The organism is Streptomyces sp. Ru72 (assembly GCF_002920635.1).
GTDB lineage: Bacteria > Actinomycetota > Actinomycetes > Streptomycetales > Streptomycetaceae > Streptomyces.
On the sequence record NZ_PQSR01000009.1, the window covers coordinates 52,017 to 68,674 of the forward strand.

Consider the following 16,658-nt stretch of genomic DNA (forward strand, 5'->3'; position numbering starts at 1 on the left):
CACCAGCGTAGAACCTGGCTCCTGCCGCGGACCTGTGAGGTAGGGCTCAGTCCCGGGTTCCGTCCCGACGACCCGGTTCGACGGCCCGGTTCGCCGCTTCCCGGACTGGTTCTCCACAGGCGTGTTCGAGGGCTAGTCGCGATCTATCGCGTTTCGCTACGCTGCTGTCGTGGACCTTCAAAAGAGCCCCGCCCCGACCGACGACCGGCCCGTGCCGCCGGCCGAGCTTCGCTGCTCGGACGCCGACCGCGACCGCATCACCGACATCCTGCGCGACGCCCTCGCCGAGGGGCGTCTGACGGCCGAGGAGCACGCCGAGCGCGTCGAGGGCGTGCTGCACGCCAAGACGGTCGGTGAGCTCGACCGGTTCGTCCGCGACCTGCCCGCGGCCCTCCCCCGAGCCGTCGACTTCGCTGGAGCAGGGAGGTACTCCCATCTCCGCACCGCCCCGGCGTACGCCGCGCCGGGCCGGCCCGCTCCGGGTTTCATGCCGAGGGAGCCCGACGAGAACGTGGTGGCGGTCTTCAGCAGCGCCATCCGCCGGGGCCGCTGGCGCCCCCGCCGCCGCACGCACGCGTACGCGATCTTCGGCAGTGTCGAGATCGACCTCAGCGAGGCGCTGTTCGAGTACCAGCAGGTCGTGATCAAGGCGGTCTCGGTCTTCGGCGACGTGCAGATACGCGTCCCGGAGAACGTGTCGCTGCGCAGCACCGGCGGTGGCGTACTCGGCAACTTCGAGGTGAGCCCGCTGGATTCGGGGGATCCCGACGCGCCCGTCATCCATGTCGACGGACTCGCCGTCTTCGGGAACGTCGAGGCGAAGCCGAAGCGCGGCAAGACGGTCGCCGACATTCTCGACCGCATGTCGCACAAGGTGGACAAGGGTTTGCGCAAACACCTGGGCCATTGACGCTTGTGAATTCGGCCGGGCCCCGCATGCGCCGGTCACATTCCGGCGGCATGAACAACCCCTGGAGTTCCTGCGGTTGGGAACTCAGTGCATAGGCGCGCGCACAGCGGGTAGGCCTTGCTGCATCGTCTCTCGCTCGCGAAGCCGTCGTCAGGAGTAGACCGTGCTGCAACCGCCGCATTCGTCCCTGCAGGTCGCTGACGTTCCGCACCAGCGGGTGCCAGTGCGCGACAGGGATCAGGACGCCCCGTGGCACACGGAGGCGGTGTGCCGGCGCGACGAGGCCGGCCTGTTCTTCGCCCCTTCCAAGGAGCCCACCGCGGCCCGACTGTCCCGCGAGGAGGCGGCCAAGCGGGTCTGTGCGCGCTGTCCCGTGATGGTCGAATGCCGGGAACACGCGCTGCTGCAGCCCGAGCCGTACGGGGTGTGGGGCGGGCTCACGGCCGCCGAACGCCGTGTGGTGCTGGCCCGGCGCCGCCGCCGCGAGCTGGAACTGAAGAAGGCCGCGCGGGGGACGATAGCGGCGGCCGGCTGAGCGGCCGCGCATTCAGGCGCGTACGGAAAGGGGCGCCCTCTCCGCACAGAGGGCGCCCCTTTCCGTACGGGCCTACTTCGCCCGGTCGAAGTCGATCGCGCTGTACGCGCGCAGCTTGCTCAGCCGGTGAACGGAGTCGATCCGCCGGACCGTGCCGGACTTCGAACGCATGACGATCGAGTCGGTGGTGGCGGTCTCCGACCGGTAGCGCACACCGCGCAGCAGCTCGCCGTCCGTGATGCCGGTGGCGACGAAGAAGACGTTCTCACCGGAGACCAGGTCGTCCGTGGTCAGGACCCGGTCGAGGTCGTGGCCCGCGTCGAGGGCGCGCTGCCGCTCCTCGTCGTCCTTCGGCCACAGCTTGCCCTGGATGGTGCCGCCCAGGCACTTCACCGCGCAGGCGGAGATGATGCCCTCGGGCGTGCCGCCGATGCCGAGCAGCAGGTCGATGCCGGTGCCCTCGCGCAGCGCCAGGATCGAACCGGCCACGTCGCCGTCCGAGATGAGCTTGATACGCGCGCCGGTCTCCCGGACCTCCCTGATCAGGCCGTCGTGGCGCGGCCGGTCGAGGATGACGACGGTGACGTCCTCGGGCGTGGAGTGCTTGGCCTTCGCCACCCGGCGGATGTTCACCGAGACGGGCGCGTTGATGTCGACGAAGTCGGCCGCTTCCGGGCCGGTGACCAGCTTGTCCATGTAGAAGACGGCGGACGGGTCGAACATCGTGCCGCGGTCGGCGGCGGCCAGCACCGCGATGGCGTTCGGCATGCCCTTCGCGGTGAGCGTGGTGCCGTCGATCGGGTCCACGGCGATGTCGCACTCCGGGCCGGTCCCGTCGCCGACCCGCTCCCCGTTGAAGAGCATCGGGGCCTCGTCCTTCTCCCCTTCGCCGATGACGACGACGCCGTTCATCGACACGGTCGAGACGAGGGTGCGCATGGCGCGCACCGCGGCGCCGTCCGCGCCGTTCTTGTCCCCGCGGCCGACCCAGCGGCCGGCGGCCATCGCGGCGGCCTCGGTGACCCGGACCAGTTCGAGGGCGAGGTTGCGGTCCGGGGCCTCGGAGGGGACTTCGAGCTCGGACGGCAGATGATGATTCTCGGTCATCGGAGCGCACCTTTCTGATACGACGACGGCCGGATGAGGGTGATGCCCCCGACTCTATCGTCGGACAGACAAAATGAGCAGGGCACCCCACGGATGAGCAGACCCTGGCACCTGCGACGATAGGGGCGTGGCAGGTATGAAAGGCAAGCAGACGGTCCGGGACATGATCCTCTCCCTGGGCCTCATCGGGCTGATGGCGGGCGTCATCTATCTCTTTATCCCCCACGACGACCACGCTCCCGACATCAAGCGGGTCGACTACCGCGTCGAGCTGCTCACCGCGCGTCGCGCCGCGAGCTACCCGGTCGCCGCCCCCGAAGGCCTGCCCGACACCTGGAAGGCCACCTCGGTCCGCTTCCAGGACGAACCCTTCGACGCCTGGCACCTGGGCTTCCAGGACCCCGAGGGACAGTACGTGGCGATCGAGCAGTCCACTGAGAGGGCGTCCACGTTCGTCGACGACGCCAGCCAGGGCGCACAGGAGACCAAGGACACCCAGCGCATCGGCGGCCAGACCTGGCAGCGCTACACCGGCGGCCGCTACGACGCGCTCGTGCTCAAGGGCAAGGGCGCCACGACCGTGGTGACGGGCACCGCGTCGTTCGCGCAGCTGACGAGGATGGCCGAGGCGCTCAAGACCGGCTGACGGGCGTGGGACGCCGGACGGCGCAGCCCGGTCACCCGGCCCCTTCCGCGCCCTCGCCCTCCTGGCCGCCCTCCTCCTCGGCCAGCGCCGCGTCGAGCCGCCTGCGGGCGCCCTCCAGCCACGTCCGGCACACCCTGGCCAGTTCCTCCCCCCGCTCCCAAAGCGCCAACGACTCCTCGAGCGTGGTGCCCCCGGCCTCCAGGCGCCGCACCACCTCGATCAACTCGTCCCGCGCCTGCTCGTAGCCGAGTGCCTCGTCCGTCCTGCTGGTCATGCGCCCACCCTAAGATCCCTGGGTGCCGACGGGACCCTCGCCGTCGGCCCGTACCGTGAACTCGCCCGCGGCGACCCGCGCCCGCAGCGCCTCGCCCGCCGCCACCTCGTCCGGCGCGCGGACCACGTGCCCGTCGGCCTTCTGCAGCACCGCGTACCCCCGCCGCAGCGTCGCGGCCGGGGACAGCGCCACCACGCGCGCGTGCGTGTGCGTCAGCTCCGACTCGGCGCGGTCGAGGAGATGCCCGAGGGTGCGCCGGGCGCGGTCGACCAGCGCGGTGACCTGGTCGGCCCGCTCGTCGACCATGCGGTGCGGGTCCTCCATGCAGGGCCGCGCCAGCGCGTGCGCCAGCCCGCGCTCCTCACGTTCGACGAACGCCTGCGCGCACCGCCGTGCCCGGTCCCGCAGCTGCCGTACCCGCTCCAGCTCCTCGCCGACATCCGGGACGACCTTCTTGGCCGCGTCGGTCGGGGTGGAGGCCCGGAGGTCGGCGACGTGGTCGAGCAGCGGGTTGTCCGGCTCGTGCCCGATAGCCGACACCACGGGCGTACGGCAGCCCGCCACCGCCCGGACGAGCTGTTCGTCCGAGAACGGCAGCAGATCCTCCACACTGCCGCCGCCGCGCGCCACGATGATCACGTCCACCTCTTCCAGCGCGTCCAGCTCCTTCACGGCCTGCACGACCTGCGGTACGGCGTGCACGCCCTGCACGGCGACGTTGCGCACCTCGAAGCGGACGGCGGGCCAGCGGTGCCGCGCGTTCTCCAGCACGTCGCGCTCGGCCGCCGAGGCACGGCCGCACACCAGCCCGATCAGCTGCGGCAGGAACGGCAGCGGCTTCTTGCGCTCGGGCGCGAAGAGGCCCTCGGCGGCCAGCGCCTTCTTCAGCTGCTCCAGCCGCGCGAGCAGTTCCCCGACGCCCACGGGCCGTATCTCGGCCGCCCGAAGCGACAGCTGCCCCCTCGGGGCGTACCACTCGGGCTTGGCGAGGACGACGACGCGGGCGCCCTCGCTCACGACGTCGGCCACGGAGTCGAACACCTGGCGGTAGCAGGTGACGCCGACGGAGATGTCGTACGAGGGGTCGCGCAGCGTCAGGAAGACGACCCCGGCGCCGGGCCGGCGCGACAACTGCGTGATCTGCCCCTCGACCCACACGGCCCCGAGCCGGTCGATCCACCCCCCGATGAGCCGCGACACCTCACCGACGGGCAGGGGGTTCTCCGCGGACGTGTTGACAGCCATGCGCCCGAGCGTAGTGGCCGGGGCCGACAACACCGGTCGGCACAACCTCTCCCCAAGGAGGCGATCTACGACGCCGGGCCCGGCCTTACGATGGATCGCATGACTGCTTCGTCCGGCCGCCGTGTTCTGCTCGCCGCCCCCCGGGGCTACTGCGCGGGAGTCGACCGTGCGGTGATCGCCGTGGAGAAGGCCCTCGAGCAGTACGGGGCGCCGATCTACGTCCGCCACGAGATCGTCCACAACAAGTACGTCGTGCAGACCCTGGAGAAGAAGGGCGCGGTCTTCGTGGAGCGGACGGAGGAGGTGCCCCCGGGGAACATCGTCATGTTCTCCGCGCACGGCGTTGCACCCACCGTCCACGAGGAGGCCAGGCAGGGCCGGCTCGCCACCATCGACGCCACCTGCCCGCTGGTCACCAAGGTCCACAAGGAAGCGATCCGGTACGCCAAGGAGGACTTCGACATCCTCCTGATCGGGCACGAGGGCCACGAAGAGGTCATCGGCACCTCCGGCGAGGCCCCCGACCACATCCAGCTCGTCGACGGCCCCGAGGACGTCGCGAAGGTGGAGGTGCGCGACCCGTCGAGGGTCGTCTGGCTGTCCCAGACCACCCTGTCGGTCGACGAGACCATGGAGACGGTCGACGCGCTCAAGGAGAAGTTCCCGCAGCTCGTCTCCCCGCCCAGCGACGACATCTGCTACGCCACCCAGAACCGCCAGCTCGCGGTGAAGCAGATGGGCGCCGAGGCGGACCTGGTGATCGTGGTCGGCTCCCGCAACTCCTCCAACTCCAAGCGGCTGGTCGAGGTCGCCAAGCTCGCGGGCGCGCGCGAGGCGTACCTGGTGGACTTCGCCGACGAGATCGACGAGTCCTGGCTCGAAGGCGTGTCGACGATCGGTGTGACATCGGGTGCCTCCGTGCCGGAGGTCCTGGTGGAGCAGGTGCTCGAGTGGCTCGCGCGGCGCGGCTTCGAGGACGTCGAGATCGTCAAGGCGGCCGAGGAGTCCATCACCTTCTCGCTGCCCAAGGAACTCCGCCGCGACCTGCGCGAGGAGGCCGCGGCGCTGGTGGCCGAGCGCACCGGCGACAAGTAACGCGCCAACCGTCGGCATGACGCCGGTACGTGGCTGTCCGTGCCACGACGTACCGTGGTGCCCATGCAGATCTTCGGCGTGGACATCGGCGGATCCGGGATCAAGGGCGCTCCCGTGGACCTGGAGCGGGGCGACCTGGCTCGGGAGCGCTTCAAGGTGCTCACCCCTCACCCGGCGACGCCCGACGGGGTGGCGGACGGGGTGAAGGAGGTCGTCGACCACTTCGGGTGGACCGGGCCGGTCGGCCTGACGTTCCCCGGTGTGGTCACGGACGGCGCCATGATCCGTACGGCGGCGAACGTCGACAAGAGCTGGGTCGACACGGACGCGCGCGCCCTGTTCGGTGAGCGCCTGGGCGGTCTCCCGGTGACCGTGGTCAACGACGCGGACGCGGCGGGCGTGGCCGAGATGCAGTTCGGCGCGGGCCGCGGCCGCAGGGGCACGGTCATCGTGCTGACGTTCGGTACGGGCATCGGCAGCGCCATGTTCACCGACGGTGTGCTCGTGCCCAACACGGAGCTGGGCCACCTGGAGCTGAACGGCCGCGACGCCGAGAAGCGCGCCTCCAGCAAGGCCAAGGACGACAACGGCCTGACGTGGGAGCACTGGGCCCGCCGCGTACAGAAGTACCTCGCGCACGTGGAGATGCTGTTCTCACCGGAGCTGTTCGTCATCGGCGGCGGCGTCAGCCGCAAGTCGGAGAAGTTCCTGCCGCTCATCGAGGGCATCGAGGCGGAGATCGTCCCCGCCCAGCTCCAGAACAACGCGGGGATCGTGGGAGCGGCGATGAGGGCGGCGAAGCAGGCATAGCAGCAGGCACCGGTGCGGGACGCCCGGTGGTGTGGGCGTCCCGCACCGTCAACCGCTCCGACGGCGCGCCGCCACCTTGCGCCGCAGCATCCGCACCTTGCGCACGGTCGTGATGACGCCCGCGATCAGCGTGCCGCCGTACAGCCAGCCGGCCTGCGTGGCGAGCGCGGTGACCAGCCCGACCAGGCGCCCGGCGACCCCGCTCTCGCTGTCGGCCACGACCAGCAGCCCGGCGGCGAACGCGATGGGCACGACCACCGGCGCGGTCACCAGGTCCCCGCGGCGTACCCACAGCGCGGTCAGCGCGGCCACCGGCAGGAACAGCACGCCGTAGACCGTCAGGGACGCCCCGAACAGCAGCCGGTCGAGACACCCCAGCACCAGCATCACGGCACCGCAGAACAGCCCGCCGCCGAGCCCGGTGAGCCGGGGGCCGGGCAGCCGCCGTGCCGCCGGGTCGAGCGCGGGAGCGTTCCGCACCCGAGCCGCCGGGCGCCGCTGCGCACTGGTGTTTCCCTGGGGCGCCGGCCGTGCCCAGCCGGCCCCGTCGCCCACCTCGGGCCGGCCGGGGCCGCCGGGCCGGGGAGGCCGTGCGGCCGCGCCGGACCGTACGGGCGCGGCGGCGCTGCGCCGGCCCTGCGGGGGAAGGGGGGCACCGCGTCGCGGTCCGTGTTGCGGGGGTCGCGTCCTGTGTTGCTCCACTGGACCAACTTAGGTCGGTTTATGTGCGGAATGGCGTATGACACACGCCGTTGGCGAGAGCTTGTCCAAGCGTTCGATACGTCGCCGGAGCGCGGCCGGGTACGCCGTAGACTGGTGGATCGGCCCGCACACTCTCCTGACGGACCCGGGCCCGCAGCCCAGTCCAGTCCTCCAACCTCACGTACGGGAAGTCGCAACGTGTCGCTCACGATCGGAATCGTCGGTCTGCCCAACGTCGGCAAGTCGACCCTGTTCAACGCCCTGACCAAGAACGACGTGCTGGCGGCCAACTACCCGTTCGCCACGATCGAGCCGAACGTGGGTGTCGTCGGTGTCCCCGACGCCCGTCTCGCCAAGCTGGCCGGGATCTTCAAGTCGGAGCGGATCCTCCCGGCGACCGTGGACTTCGTCGACATCGCGGGCATCGTGCGCGGCGCGAGCGAGGGCGAGGGCCTGGGCAACAAGTTCCTCGCGAACATCCGCGAGTCGGACGCGATCTGCCAGGTCATCCGTGCCTTCAAGGACGAGAACGTCGTGCACGTGGACGGCAAGGTCTCGCCGAAGGACGACATCGAGACGATCAACACCGAGCTGATCCTCGCGGACCTCCAGACGATCGAGAAGGTCCTGCCGCGGCTGCAGAAGGAGTCGCGGATCAAGAAGGACGTCGCGCCCAAGGTGAAGGCCGTCGAGGAGGCCAAGGAGATCCTGGAGAAGGGCGACACGCTCTTCGGGCACGGGATCGTCCAGGGCAGCGAGCGCGCCGAGCTCCTGCACGACCTGCACCTGCTCACCACCAAGCCGTTCCTGTACGTCTTCAACGTCGACGAGGACGAGCTGATGGACGACTCCTTCAAGGACGAGCAGCGCGCGCTGGTCGCCCCCGCGGAGGCGATCTTCCTCAACGCCAAGCTGGAGGCGGACCTCGCCGAGCTGGACGAGGACGAGGCCCTCGAACTCCTCGAGTCGGTCGGCCAGCACGAGCCGGGCCTCGCCACCCTGGCCCGCGTCGGCTTCGACACCCTGGGCCTGCAGACCTATCTCACGGCGGGCCCCAAGGAGTCCCGCGCCTGGACCATCAAGAAGGGCGCCACGGCCCCCGAGGCGGCCGGCGTCATCCACACCGACTTCCAGAAGGGCTTCATCAAGGCGGAGGTCATCTCCTTCGAGGACCTGGTGGAGACCGGCTCGGTTGCGGAGGCCCGCGCCAAGGGCAAGGCGCGCATGGAGGGCAAGGACTACGTGATGCAGGACGGGGACGTGGTGGAGTTCCGCTTCAACGTCTGATCGATTCGTCACCGCGCTAAGTGGTTCGGCGAGCGTGCAGATCAGAAGGGGCTGAGCTCCGGCGAGCTCAGCCCCTTCTGCGTTCCCGTGCTGACGTGGTGCTGACTCCTAGCCGCCCGTCGGCGGCGTGAGCCTTTCGAGATCCAGGCTGATCTCGAAAGGCACTGGGCGCTTCAGAGTGCCTCGGAAGATGCCGGCGGGCGCGTAGACGCCAGTCGGTTCGTCGAGTTCGTAGACGTGGACGACAGGGGCGCCGTCCTCGTCCTCGATGCACCAGTAGTGCGGGATGCCGGCCTCCGCGTACTTGCGCAGCTTGACCGTGCGGTCCCGGTGCGCGGACTCGGGTGAGACGACCTCGATGACGAGTCGCACCTCGTCCGGCGCGAACCAGGTGCGGTCTCCGTCGTAGTCGGCCGTCGTCACCAGCAGATCAGGCTCGGGTCGGTTTCGCTCGTCGAGTTTTATGGTCATCTCGCGGCCGACCCTGACATCGCCGGGCGCCTGCTCCATGAGGGCGACGGTGAGCATGGTGACGAGGTGGCCGTGCCACCACCTCTGCGGCGACATCACGAAGACGAGCGCTCCATCGATCAGCTCGGTGTGTCGGGGCGCCTCGGGAAGGCGGTCCAGGTCCTCCGCGAACCAGCCTTCCTCGCGCGGCGGGCGCATCCAGTCGGGCAGTGCGGTCATGGCTCAACCGTAGCGATTCGACGAGGCGCGGGCCACGAGATCGTCACCGGGGACCGCCCTTCCCGCCGTACTGGAGTCCCAGGCCTGTCGCCGGTGCTGATTCTGTGCTGACTTGGATCTCCAGGAGCTCCTTTCCGCAGGTGGGAGCGTTGTGGTAGACGTTCCGCTGCAGCTGTGACGGATTCGCGACCGTGCGCCAGGGAATTCGTCAAGTGCACGGGTCGGCAGGGGGCGGGCTCGAGCGGGCCCGATCCCTTCGGTGCTGGATGCCGACTTGGGCCTTCAGCGGATGATCGAGGTCAGCACGTCCACGCCCAGATGCATGAGGCGGTCCGTGTCCAACCGGTGGTGGATCTGTCGGCCGTCCCGCCGGGAGGTCAGCAGTCCCACCTCGCGCAGCCGGCCGAGGTGGCGGGAGACCTGGGGGAGGCTCATCCCGGTCCGTACGGCCAGGTCGGAGGTGGTGATGGGTTCGTTCACCAGGTGCCGGCACAGCGACAGCCGCGCGGGGTCGGACAGGACCGCCAGTCTGAGCCGCACCTGTGCCAGTGTGGCCCGCTCCGCCTGAGCGGTGTTCTCGACGGGGAAGTGCACGACGAGCGGATAGGGCGGATCGTCCTTGACGATCAGGTGCGGTCGGGAGTGCACCGACGGCACGAGCAGGCAGCGACGGCCGCGCAGGTCGGCCCGCAGTGACTGCAGCTTGTCGTAGACGACCGCGGGCGGGTTGCTGCGGACGACGGCGTTCGGGCTGAGCGAGGCCAGTGCCTCGGGGAGCGGCAGTGCCTGGACGCGGGCCCGCAGGCGGGTGCATTCGCTCTCCAGCCGGTGCTGTACCCGCGCCCATTCGGCGTCGAAGAACTCGGCGGCACAGCGCCGCAGCAGCTCCAGCAGCCCGCTCCGCATCCGCTCCGGGGTCTGGAGCAGGCCGCGGGCCAGCTCGCCGCGGCTGAAGGAGCGCCGTTCGGCGGAGACCGTGTAGGCGTCGCGGACCGCCTCGTCGGTGAGCAGGTCCCGGGTGTCGAAGACACCGCCGTGCACGCTCGGTGCGACGCCCAGCACGAAGTCGTCCAGCGGCAGCGCCTCCAGGCGGTCGAGTTCCTGCTCCAGCGTGCGGCCCAGGGGCGGATCCAGCGGCATCAGCAGGCGGCAGCGCCGCCGGGTCCACAGGGGTGCGTAGACCGCGATCAGGCTCTGGGACTCCGGGGACAGGTCGGTGCGCACGCGTTCCAGCCACGGGCGTACGGCGAGGTGGTGCTCGGGCTCGGCGATCGAGTGGAGGCACGCCATCAGCTCGGCCAGCGGTGACAGGCCGACGGCCACATCCGCCGGAACCGCCCCCTGCAAGGTGATGACCACGGCCATGCCGCGCAGCGTACAGCGGTTGTTTACCGCGTGCGCGGTAAGCATCGCGGTCGCCGCCGGCCGGCCGACCTAGGCTGCGTCCCATTCCAGCCGCTCCGAGCAGGCGTCGATTCCGCTCCGAGCAGTCCGAGCAGCGAGAGGCTCCGGCCGATGCACCTGTTTCTGCAGACGTTCTTCGACCCCGACGAACTACTCAAGGCGTTTCCCGTCCTGCTGACCGAGGGCCTGCGCAACACCCTGCTGATCGCCGGGCTGGCGATCGTCTTCGGTGTCGTGCTCGGTGTGCTGCTCGCGATGCTGCTGCTGTCGCACCGCCGGTGGGTGCGACTGCCCGCGCGGATCTACGTGGACGTGTTCCGCGGTCTGCCCGCGATCGTGACCGTCAGCCTGGTCGGCCTGGGCCTGCCGTCGGCCGGGATCCGGCCGTTCGGCCGGGACCCGCTCGGCTACGCGGTCCTCGCCATCGGCCTCATATCGGCGGCCTACCTGGCGGAGATCTTCCGGTCCGGCATCCAGGCCGTCCCGACCGGGCAGCTCAGCGCGGCACGCAGCCTCGGCATGTCCTATCCGACCGCGATGCGGGTGATCGTCGTCCCGCAGGGCGTACGGAACGTGCTGCCCGCGCTGGCCGGCCAGTTCATCATCGACATCAAGGAGAGCGCGCTGGTGTATCTGCTCGGGCTCGGCCTCGGGCAGCGCGAGCTCTACTTCATCGCGCAGGAGCGGCAGGCGGCGACGTACAACTCCTCCGCGCTCGTGGCCGCCGGTGCCTGCTATCTGATGCTCACGATTCCGCTCACTTTCCTGGTCAATCGGCTCGACCTGCGCCTGCGCACCGGCGGGCGAAAGCAGAACGAAGCGGCTGCCGCGCCGGCCGTGGTCCCGCCCGCCCCGTCCGTGATGGAGGTCTGAGCCATGGCCGGAACACTGTCCGAGAGCAACTCCCGCGCCGACGGGACGGGGACGGCCGCCACAGCGGCAGTCGCCGTGCGCGGCCTGCACAAGCGCTACGGCGAGGTGGAGGTCCTGCGGGGTGTGGATCTCGATGTCGCCGCGGGCGAGACCGTCTGTGTGATCGGCCGGTCCGGTTCGGGCAAGTCGACGCTCCTGAAGTGTATGAACCTGCTGGAGCCGCCGACGGCGGGCGAGATCCGCCTGGGTGGCGACCTGATCACGGGTCCGGGCGTGGACGTCGACGCGGTCCGCACCCGGGTGGGCATGGTCTTCCAGCACTTCAACCTGTTCCCGCATCTGAGCGTCCTGCACAACGTGACCGTGGCCCTCCGCAAGGTCCGCGGGATGGGCAGGCAGGAGGCCGACACCGTCGCCATGACCCAACTGGAGCGGCTCGGCCTCGCGGGGCTGGCCCACGCCCGGCCGAGCCGGCTCTCGGGCGGTCAGCAACAGCGGGTGGCGATCGCCCGCGCGCTGGCGATGGAGCCCGAGGTCATGCTGTTCGACGAGGCCACGTCGGCCCTCGACCCCGAGCTCGTCAAGGACGTCCTCGACGTCATGCGGCTGCTGGCCGAATCCGGGATGACGATGATCGCCGTCACGCACGAGATCGGTTTCGCCCGTGAGGTCGCGGACCGGTTGATCTTCATGGACGAAGGCCGCATCGCCGAGTCCGGCCCCGCCCGCCGGACGCTGGAACACCCCGGCACGGCACGCCTGCGCGACTTCCTCGCCCGCGTCCTCTGAAGCGAGGCCCGCCGACGGACGCTCCTGCTGAAGCGCCTCTCCGGTGAAGCGCCCTCTGCGGCACCGCATTTCGACGCACTGCCGCCTGAACCACTGTCCCCGCTCCCCGCTGTGCCCCAAGGAGGACCATCATGTCCAGATCATCCCTTAATCGACTCGGGCGGCGCCCGATGCTGGCACTCGTCGCCCTGTCGGGCCTCGTACTGCCCCTCGCCGGCTGCGGCAGCAGCGACAGCGCCGGCACAGCCAAGGCGTCGAGCGGCAACCCGTACGGTCTCATCGAGGCCGGCACCATCAGATCCGCCACCCAGACCGGCCAGCCACCCTTCGCCTACGCCGAGGACTCGGGGAAGCCCACCGGTTTCATCGTCGACGTGACCGACGAGGCCGCGAAGCGCCTCGGACTCAAGGTCGACTACAAGGCGACGTCCGTCACCGGATCGCTGGCCGGCCTGACCGCCGGTCAGTACGACCTGGCCTCGTCCGGGCTCGGGGTCACCGCGGAGCGGGAGAAGAGCGTCGACTTCACCAAGCCGCTCTTCTGGAGCACCGTGACCGTCCTGACGACCTCGAAGAGCACGATTTCCACCTTCGACGGCTTCAACGGCAAGCGCGTCGGAGTGGTGACCGGATCATCGCAGGAGGCCCAGCTGCCCACGCGGATACCGAAGGCGCAGCCGGTCCGCTTCCAGACCCAGAACGCGGCGGTGAGCCAGCTGCTCAACGGCAGCATCGACGCCTTCCTGGTGGGCGGTCCCGACGCGACGGAGTTCATGAAGCAGTACCCCGGCCTGCGGCAGGCGGTGTCCGCGCCGGTGGACCACCCGACCTCGATGGCGGTGCCCAAGAACCACACCGCTTTCCTCAAGGCCCTCGACAAGGAGATCGGCGCCATGGTCGCGGACGGCAGCTACGCCAAGCTGTACCGCAAGTACTTCAGCACCCGGCCGGAGCCCGAACTTCTCGCCGCATGGCCCGCGTTGAAATCCCAGTTCCCCGGGAGCAAGTGATGCCCGTGATCGACGACGAGTGGCAGCGGGTGCCGGTGCCCGGCGGGCGGGCGTGCTGGCGGCGGGTGGTGCGGACGACGGTTCGGGACGGCGTGGTGCTCGTCGCGGACGTCTACGCCGACCGGCCCGACCCGGGACCGGGACCGGTCATTCTGGAGCGCACACCGTACGGCCGCCGGGCCGCGCGCTCCTCGGACGGCGCCCTCGGCGGCGAGAACCCGCCGGCGCCCGAGACCGCGGCCGAGGTGTTCACCCGGGGCGGGTACCGGATCGTACGGCAGGACTGCCGCGGCCGGGGCGACTCCGAGGGCACCTTCGTCAAGTACCTGAACGAGGCCACCGACGGCTACGACACCGTCGAGTGGATCGCCGAACAGCCCTGGTGCGACGGCCGGGTCGCGACGATGGGCGTCTCCTACTCCGCGCACGCCCAGGCCGCCCTCGCCTCCCTGGGCGCACCGCACCTGGCCGCGATGTTCCTCGACTCCGGCGGCTTCGCCAGCGCATACGAGGCGGGCACCCGGATGGGCGGGGCCTTCGAGCTCAAGCAGGCCACCTGGGCGTTCCACCGGGCCAAGGTGAGCGAGACGGTCCGCACCGACCCGGTGCTGCGCGCCTCGCTGGAGTCGGAGGACCTGAGCGCCTGGTTCACCCGCATGCCGTGGCGGCGCGGGGCGAGCCCGCTCCGCTTCGTCCCGGAGTACGAGGACTACCTGCTCGAACAGTGGGAGAACGGCGCCTTCGGCCCCTACTGGGAACAGCCCGGCATCTACGCCCGCGGCTTCTACGACGACTTCCCGGACGTACCGAGCCTGCACATGTCCAGCTGGTACGACCCCTACGTCCGCACCGCCACGGAGAACTTCCGCGAGCTGGGACGGAAGAAGGACAGCCCGGCCTACCTGGTGCTCGGTCCGTGGACGCACGGCGGGCGCAGCCGCAGCTTCGCGGGCGATGTCGACTTCGGCCCGCAGGCCCGGCTGGACGGCAGCCTCGCCGAGCACTACGCGGCGATGCGGCTGAGCTGGTTCGACGCGCACCTCGGCCCGGCGGGGATGGCGGATCCGCCGCCTCCCGTGCGGTACTTCCTCATGGGCGGCGGCTCCGGCCGCCGTACCGCCGAAGGGCGGCTCGACCACGGCGGTCGCTGGTGCACGGCGACCTCCTGGCCGCCCGAGGAGAGCGCGAACCTCACCCTCGTCCTCGGCAGTGCGGGAACCCTCGCGACGGCCTCCGGCACGTGCGACGCCCAGGGCTCCTTCCTGGAATACGACTTCGACCCCCGCGACCCGGTGCCGACCCTCGGCGGCCAGGTCACCTCCGGTGAACCGGTGATGAGCGGCGGCGCCTTCCACCAGCACCCCGACGACCGGTTCTTCGGCGTGACCGAGCCGCACCTGCCCCTCGACAGCAGACCCGACGTGCTGGTGTTCCAGACCCCGCCGCTCACCGAGGACCTGGTGGTCGCCGGACCGGTCAGCGTGCACCTCACCGTGTCGTCCACCGCCCCCGACACCGACTTCACGGTCAAGCTCATCGACGTCCATCCACCGAGCGAGGACTATCCGCAGGGTTTCGCGATGAACCTCACCGACGGCATCCTGCGCTGCCGCTACCGCGACTCCTTCAGTGATCCGCAGCCGATGACACCGGGCGAGACGTACGAGATCACCGTGGAGGCGCCGGACACGGCGAACCTGTTCCTGGCCGGCCACCGGCTGCGGCTCGACGTCAGTTCGAGCAACTTCCCGCGCTTCGACGTCAATTCCAACACCGGCGGCCCGGAGGTCGGCGACCGGCGCAAGGCAGTCGCCACCAACCGTGTGTACACGGGCGGCCGTTCGTGGCTGACCCTGTCCGTACTCCGCCCGGAGCCCGAAGGGCGCCCCGCATGACCGACGGAAGGCTGTCTCCCTCCTGGCGCCAGGCCAATGTGCGCGACGGCTTCACCCTGACCGCCGTCGGCGACCTGGTCGTCGACGACGCACTCGCCCCGCTCCTCGAAGCCCGCTCGCCCCAGTTGCTGGAACTGCTGCGCTCGGCGGACGTGACCTTCGGCAACTTCGAGAGCACGGCCGTCGACCTGACGCAGTTCGACGGCTGGCCCGAGGCCGAGTCCGGCGGATCGTGGCTGATCAGCACCTCGCGGGTGCCCGCGGATCTCCGCCGGATCGGCTTCGATCTGATGGCCAGGGCCAACAACCACACCACCGACTGGGGCGTGGCCGGTATGCGCTCCACCGACCTGCTGCTCACCGAGGCGGGCATCGTCCACGCCGGCACCGGCGACACCCTCGCCGACGCGCGTTCCCCGCGCTTCCTCACCACTCCCGCAGGCCGTGTCTCCCTGGTCTCCGTCGCCTCCCGCTTCGAGCCCATGTCCCGTGCCGCCGACCCCCTCGGGCGCGTGCCCGGCCGCCCCGGCGTCAACGCCCTGCGCACCACACGCCATGTGCTCGTCCCGGGCAGGCGCTTGCGAGAACTCGCCCTGGTCCGCGACGCGCTGCCGGCCGGCTCGGTCCGTGCCTCCGTTCTTGAGGCCGACCGCAGAGACGGCACCGTCACCCTCTTCGGCACCCGCTACGCGGCGAAGCCCGGTCCCGAGCCCCATACCGACGCCGTGGAGTTCCACTTCTCCGTCCACGAGTCGGACCGCCGAGAGGTGCTGCACACCGTCCGGCAGGCCAAGCAGACCTCCGACTTCGCGATCGCCACGATGCACACCCACGAACCGGGGAACTACAGCCAGGAGCCCCCCGACTTCCTTCCGCTCATCGCCCGCGAGGCGATCGACAACGGCGCCGACGCGTTCCTCGGCCACGGTCCCCACCAACTCCGCGGCATCGAGGTGTACCGGGGACGGCCGATCTTCTACTCCCTCGGCAACTTCGTCTTCATGGAGAACACCCAGCAGCCGCTGACCCGGGGCGCCTACGAGAAGGACGGCAGGCGGGAGCACGAGACCGAGGCCGAGTTCCTGGAACGCAAACGCGTCCACGGCGTCTTCGGAGAGCAGATCTGGTACGAGTCCGTGGTCGCGGTCAGCTGTTTCAACGGCGACGGCACCCTCCGGGCCGTGGAACTGCATCCGATCGAACTGCACTGGGACGGCCCGCGCGACGCCGACCGCGGCATCCCCCGGCTCGCCGACCCGCCCACCGCGGAACGGATCCTGCGACGCCTGCAACGACTCTCCAAGCCGTTCGGCACGGAGATCGTCATCCGGGAGGGCGTCGGCCACCTCGGCGTCTGATCCGTCGATGTGCGGCGTGACGTGACCG

17 protein-coding genes are annotated in these 16,658 nt (G+C 70.4%); 11 read left to right on the top strand and 6 right to left on the bottom strand.

What is annotated here, in order from left to right:
- The first annotated feature begins 169 nt into the window (after positions 1-169).
- Positions 170-910: a DUF1707 domain-containing protein gene (locus tag C3488_RS06685; RefSeq protein ID WP_103838381.1), complete on the top strand. Its 741-nt coding sequence runs from the start codon at positions 170-172 to the stop codon at positions 908-910.
- Positions 911-1,073: 163 nt separating this feature from the next.
- Entirely contained in the window at positions 1,074-1,445 is a 372-nt protein-coding gene (locus C3488_RS06690; RefSeq protein WP_103838382.1) for a WhiB family transcriptional regulator, read from the top strand.
- Between the two features lie 72 nt (positions 1,446-1,517).
- Here C3488_RS06690 and glpX read toward each other — a convergent pair whose 3' ends face one another.
- A complete protein-coding gene (gene glpX / locus C3488_RS06695; RefSeq protein WP_103838383.1) occupies positions 1,518-2,552 on the bottom strand; it encodes a class II fructose-bisphosphatase in 1,035 nt (344 codons plus the stop codon).
- Between the two features lie 127 nt (positions 2,553-2,679).
- Here glpX and C3488_RS06700 point away from each other — a divergent pair, with 127 nt between their 5' ends.
- Positions 2,680-3,198 (top strand): DUF4245 domain-containing protein, encoded by a 519-nt coding sequence (locus C3488_RS06700; RefSeq protein WP_103838384.1) that lies wholly within the window; start codon positions 2,680-2,682, stop codon positions 3,196-3,198.
- A gap of 31 nt (positions 3,199-3,229) precedes the next feature.
- Here the strand turns inward: C3488_RS06700 and C3488_RS06705 are convergent, their stop codons facing one another.
- Together C3488_RS06705 and xseA are read right to left on the bottom strand one after the other, a co-directional pair.
- Positions 3,230-3,472, bottom strand: a complete 243-nt coding sequence (locus tag C3488_RS06705) for an exodeoxyribonuclease VII small subunit (protein ID WP_103838385.1) — start codon at positions 3,470-3,472, stop codon at positions 3,230-3,232.
- 9 nt (positions 3,473-3,481) lie between these two features.
- Positions 3,482-4,717 carry an exodeoxyribonuclease VII large subunit gene (gene xseA / locus C3488_RS06710; protein ID WP_103838386.1) on the bottom strand — a complete coding sequence of 412 codons (1,236 nt, stop codon included), beginning with the start codon at positions 4,715-4,717 and terminating at the stop codon, positions 3,482-3,484.
- A 90-nt stretch (positions 4,718-4,807) separates the two neighbouring features.
- On the opposite strand from xseA, the gene C3488_RS06715 reads away from it, so the two are divergent.
- Positions 4,808-5,812: a 4-hydroxy-3-methylbut-2-enyl diphosphate reductase gene (locus C3488_RS06715; RefSeq protein WP_181138904.1), complete on the top strand. Its 1,005-nt coding sequence runs from the start codon at positions 4,808-4,810 to the stop codon at positions 5,810-5,812.
- A 63-nt stretch (positions 5,813-5,875) separates the two neighbouring features.
- A complete protein-coding gene (gene ppgK / locus C3488_RS06720; RefSeq protein ID WP_103838387.1) occupies positions 5,876-6,622 on the top strand; it encodes a polyphosphate--glucose phosphotransferase in 747 nt (248 codons plus the stop codon).
- Positions 6,623-6,670: 48 nt separating this feature from the next.
- Here ppgK and C3488_RS06725 read toward each other — a convergent pair whose 3' ends face one another.
- Positions 6,671-7,102 carry a DUF6542 domain-containing protein gene (locus C3488_RS06725; RefSeq protein ID WP_374955401.1) on the bottom strand — a complete coding sequence of 144 codons (432 nt, stop codon included), beginning with the start codon at positions 7,100-7,102 and terminating at the stop codon, positions 6,671-6,673.
- 420 nt (positions 7,103-7,522) lie between these two features.
- Here C3488_RS06725 and ychF point away from each other — a divergent pair, with 420 nt between their 5' ends.
- On the top strand, positions 7,523-8,611 hold the full coding sequence (ychF, locus tag C3488_RS06730; RefSeq protein WP_103838389.1) for a redox-regulated ATPase YchF: 1,089 nt from the start codon (positions 7,523-7,525) through the stop codon (positions 8,609-8,611).
- A 108-nt stretch (positions 8,612-8,719) separates the two neighbouring features.
- Here ychF and C3488_RS06735 read toward each other — a convergent pair whose 3' ends face one another.
- Positions 8,720-9,301, bottom strand: coding sequence for a Uma2 family endonuclease (locus C3488_RS06735; RefSeq protein WP_103838390.1), 582 nt, complete (start codon positions 9,299-9,301; stop codon positions 8,720-8,722).
- Positions 9,302-9,583: 282 nt separating this feature from the next.
- Entirely contained in the window at positions 9,584-10,666 is a 1,083-nt protein-coding gene (locus C3488_RS06740; protein WP_103838391.1) for a DUF5937 family protein, read from the bottom strand.
- A 150-nt stretch (positions 10,667-10,816) separates the two neighbouring features.
- Between C3488_RS06740 and C3488_RS06745 the strand changes: the two genes are divergently transcribed.
- From C3488_RS06745 to C3488_RS06765, 5 genes are all read left to right on the top strand, one after another.
- A complete protein-coding gene (locus C3488_RS06745; RefSeq protein WP_103838392.1) occupies positions 10,817-11,578 on the top strand; it encodes an amino acid ABC transporter permease in 762 nt (253 codons plus the stop codon).
- Positions 11,579-11,581: 3 nt separating this feature from the next.
- On the top strand, positions 11,582-12,367 hold the full coding sequence (locus C3488_RS06750) for an amino acid ABC transporter ATP-binding protein (protein ID WP_103838393.1): 786 nt from the start codon (positions 11,582-11,584) through the stop codon (positions 12,365-12,367).
- A gap of 170 nt (positions 12,368-12,537) precedes the next feature.
- The gene (locus C3488_RS06755; RefSeq protein ID WP_181138905.1) at positions 12,538-13,377 is read left to right on the top strand and encodes an ABC transporter substrate-binding protein; all 840 of its coding nucleotides are present in this window, start codon (positions 12,538-12,540) and stop codon (positions 13,375-13,377) included.
- Positions 13,377-15,272: a CocE/NonD family hydrolase gene (locus C3488_RS06760; protein ID WP_103838395.1), complete on the top strand. Its 1,896-nt coding sequence runs from the start codon at positions 13,377-13,379 to the stop codon at positions 15,270-15,272. The genes C3488_RS06755 and C3488_RS06760 overlap by 1 nt, the downstream gene beginning before the upstream one ends.
- Complete coding sequence (locus tag C3488_RS06765) at positions 15,269-16,630, top strand: CapA family protein (RefSeq protein ID WP_103838396.1); 1,362 nt, start codon at positions 15,269-15,271, stop codon at positions 16,628-16,630. The genes C3488_RS06760 and C3488_RS06765 overlap by 4 nt, the downstream gene beginning before the upstream one ends.
- Positions 16,631-16,658 lie beyond the last annotated feature (28 nt).

Excerpts from the sequence above, each read along its gene's own strand:
- C3488_RS06755 (WP_181138905.1), top strand. The coding sequence starts at position 12,538 with ATGCTGGCACTCGTCGCCCTGTCGGGCCTCGTACTGCCCCTCGCCGGC.
- C3488_RS06760 (WP_103838395.1), top strand. The coding sequence starts at position 13,377 with ATGCCCGTGATCGACGACGAGTGGCAGCGGGTGCCGGTGCCCGGCGGG.
- C3488_RS06715 (WP_181138904.1), top strand. The coding sequence starts at position 4,808 with ATGGATCGCATGACTGCTTCGTCCGGCCGCCGTGTTCTGCTCGCCGCC.
- C3488_RS06740 (WP_103838391.1), bottom strand. The coding sequence starts at position 10,666 with ATGGCCGTGGTCATCACCTTGCAGGGGGCGGTTCCGGCGGATGTGGCC.
- ppgK (WP_103838387.1), top strand. The coding sequence starts at position 5,876 with ATGCAGATCTTCGGCGTGGACATCGGCGGATCCGGGATCAAGGGCGCT.
- xseA (WP_103838386.1), bottom strand. The coding sequence starts at position 4,717 with ATGGCTGTCAACACGTCCGCGGAGAACCCCCTGCCCGTCGGTGAGGTG.
- C3488_RS06765 (WP_103838396.1), top strand. The coding sequence starts at position 15,269 with ATGACCGACGGAAGGCTGTCTCCCTCCTGGCGCCAGGCCAATGTGCGC.
- C3488_RS06745 (WP_103838392.1), top strand. The coding sequence starts at position 10,817 with ATGCACCTGTTTCTGCAGACGTTCTTCGACCCCGACGAACTACTCAAG.
- C3488_RS06750 (WP_103838393.1), top strand. The coding sequence starts at position 11,582 with ATGGCCGGAACACTGTCCGAGAGCAACTCCCGCGCCGACGGGACGGGG.
- C3488_RS06705 (WP_103838385.1), bottom strand. The coding sequence starts at position 3,472 with ATGACCAGCAGGACGGACGAGGCACTCGGCTACGAGCAGGCGCGGGAC.
- C3488_RS06735 (WP_103838390.1), bottom strand. The coding sequence starts at position 9,301 with ATGACCGCACTGCCCGACTGGATGCGCCCGCCGCGCGAGGAAGGCTGG.
- glpX (WP_103838383.1), bottom strand. The coding sequence starts at position 2,552 with ATGACCGAGAATCATCATCTGCCGTCCGAGCTCGAAGTCCCCTCCGAG.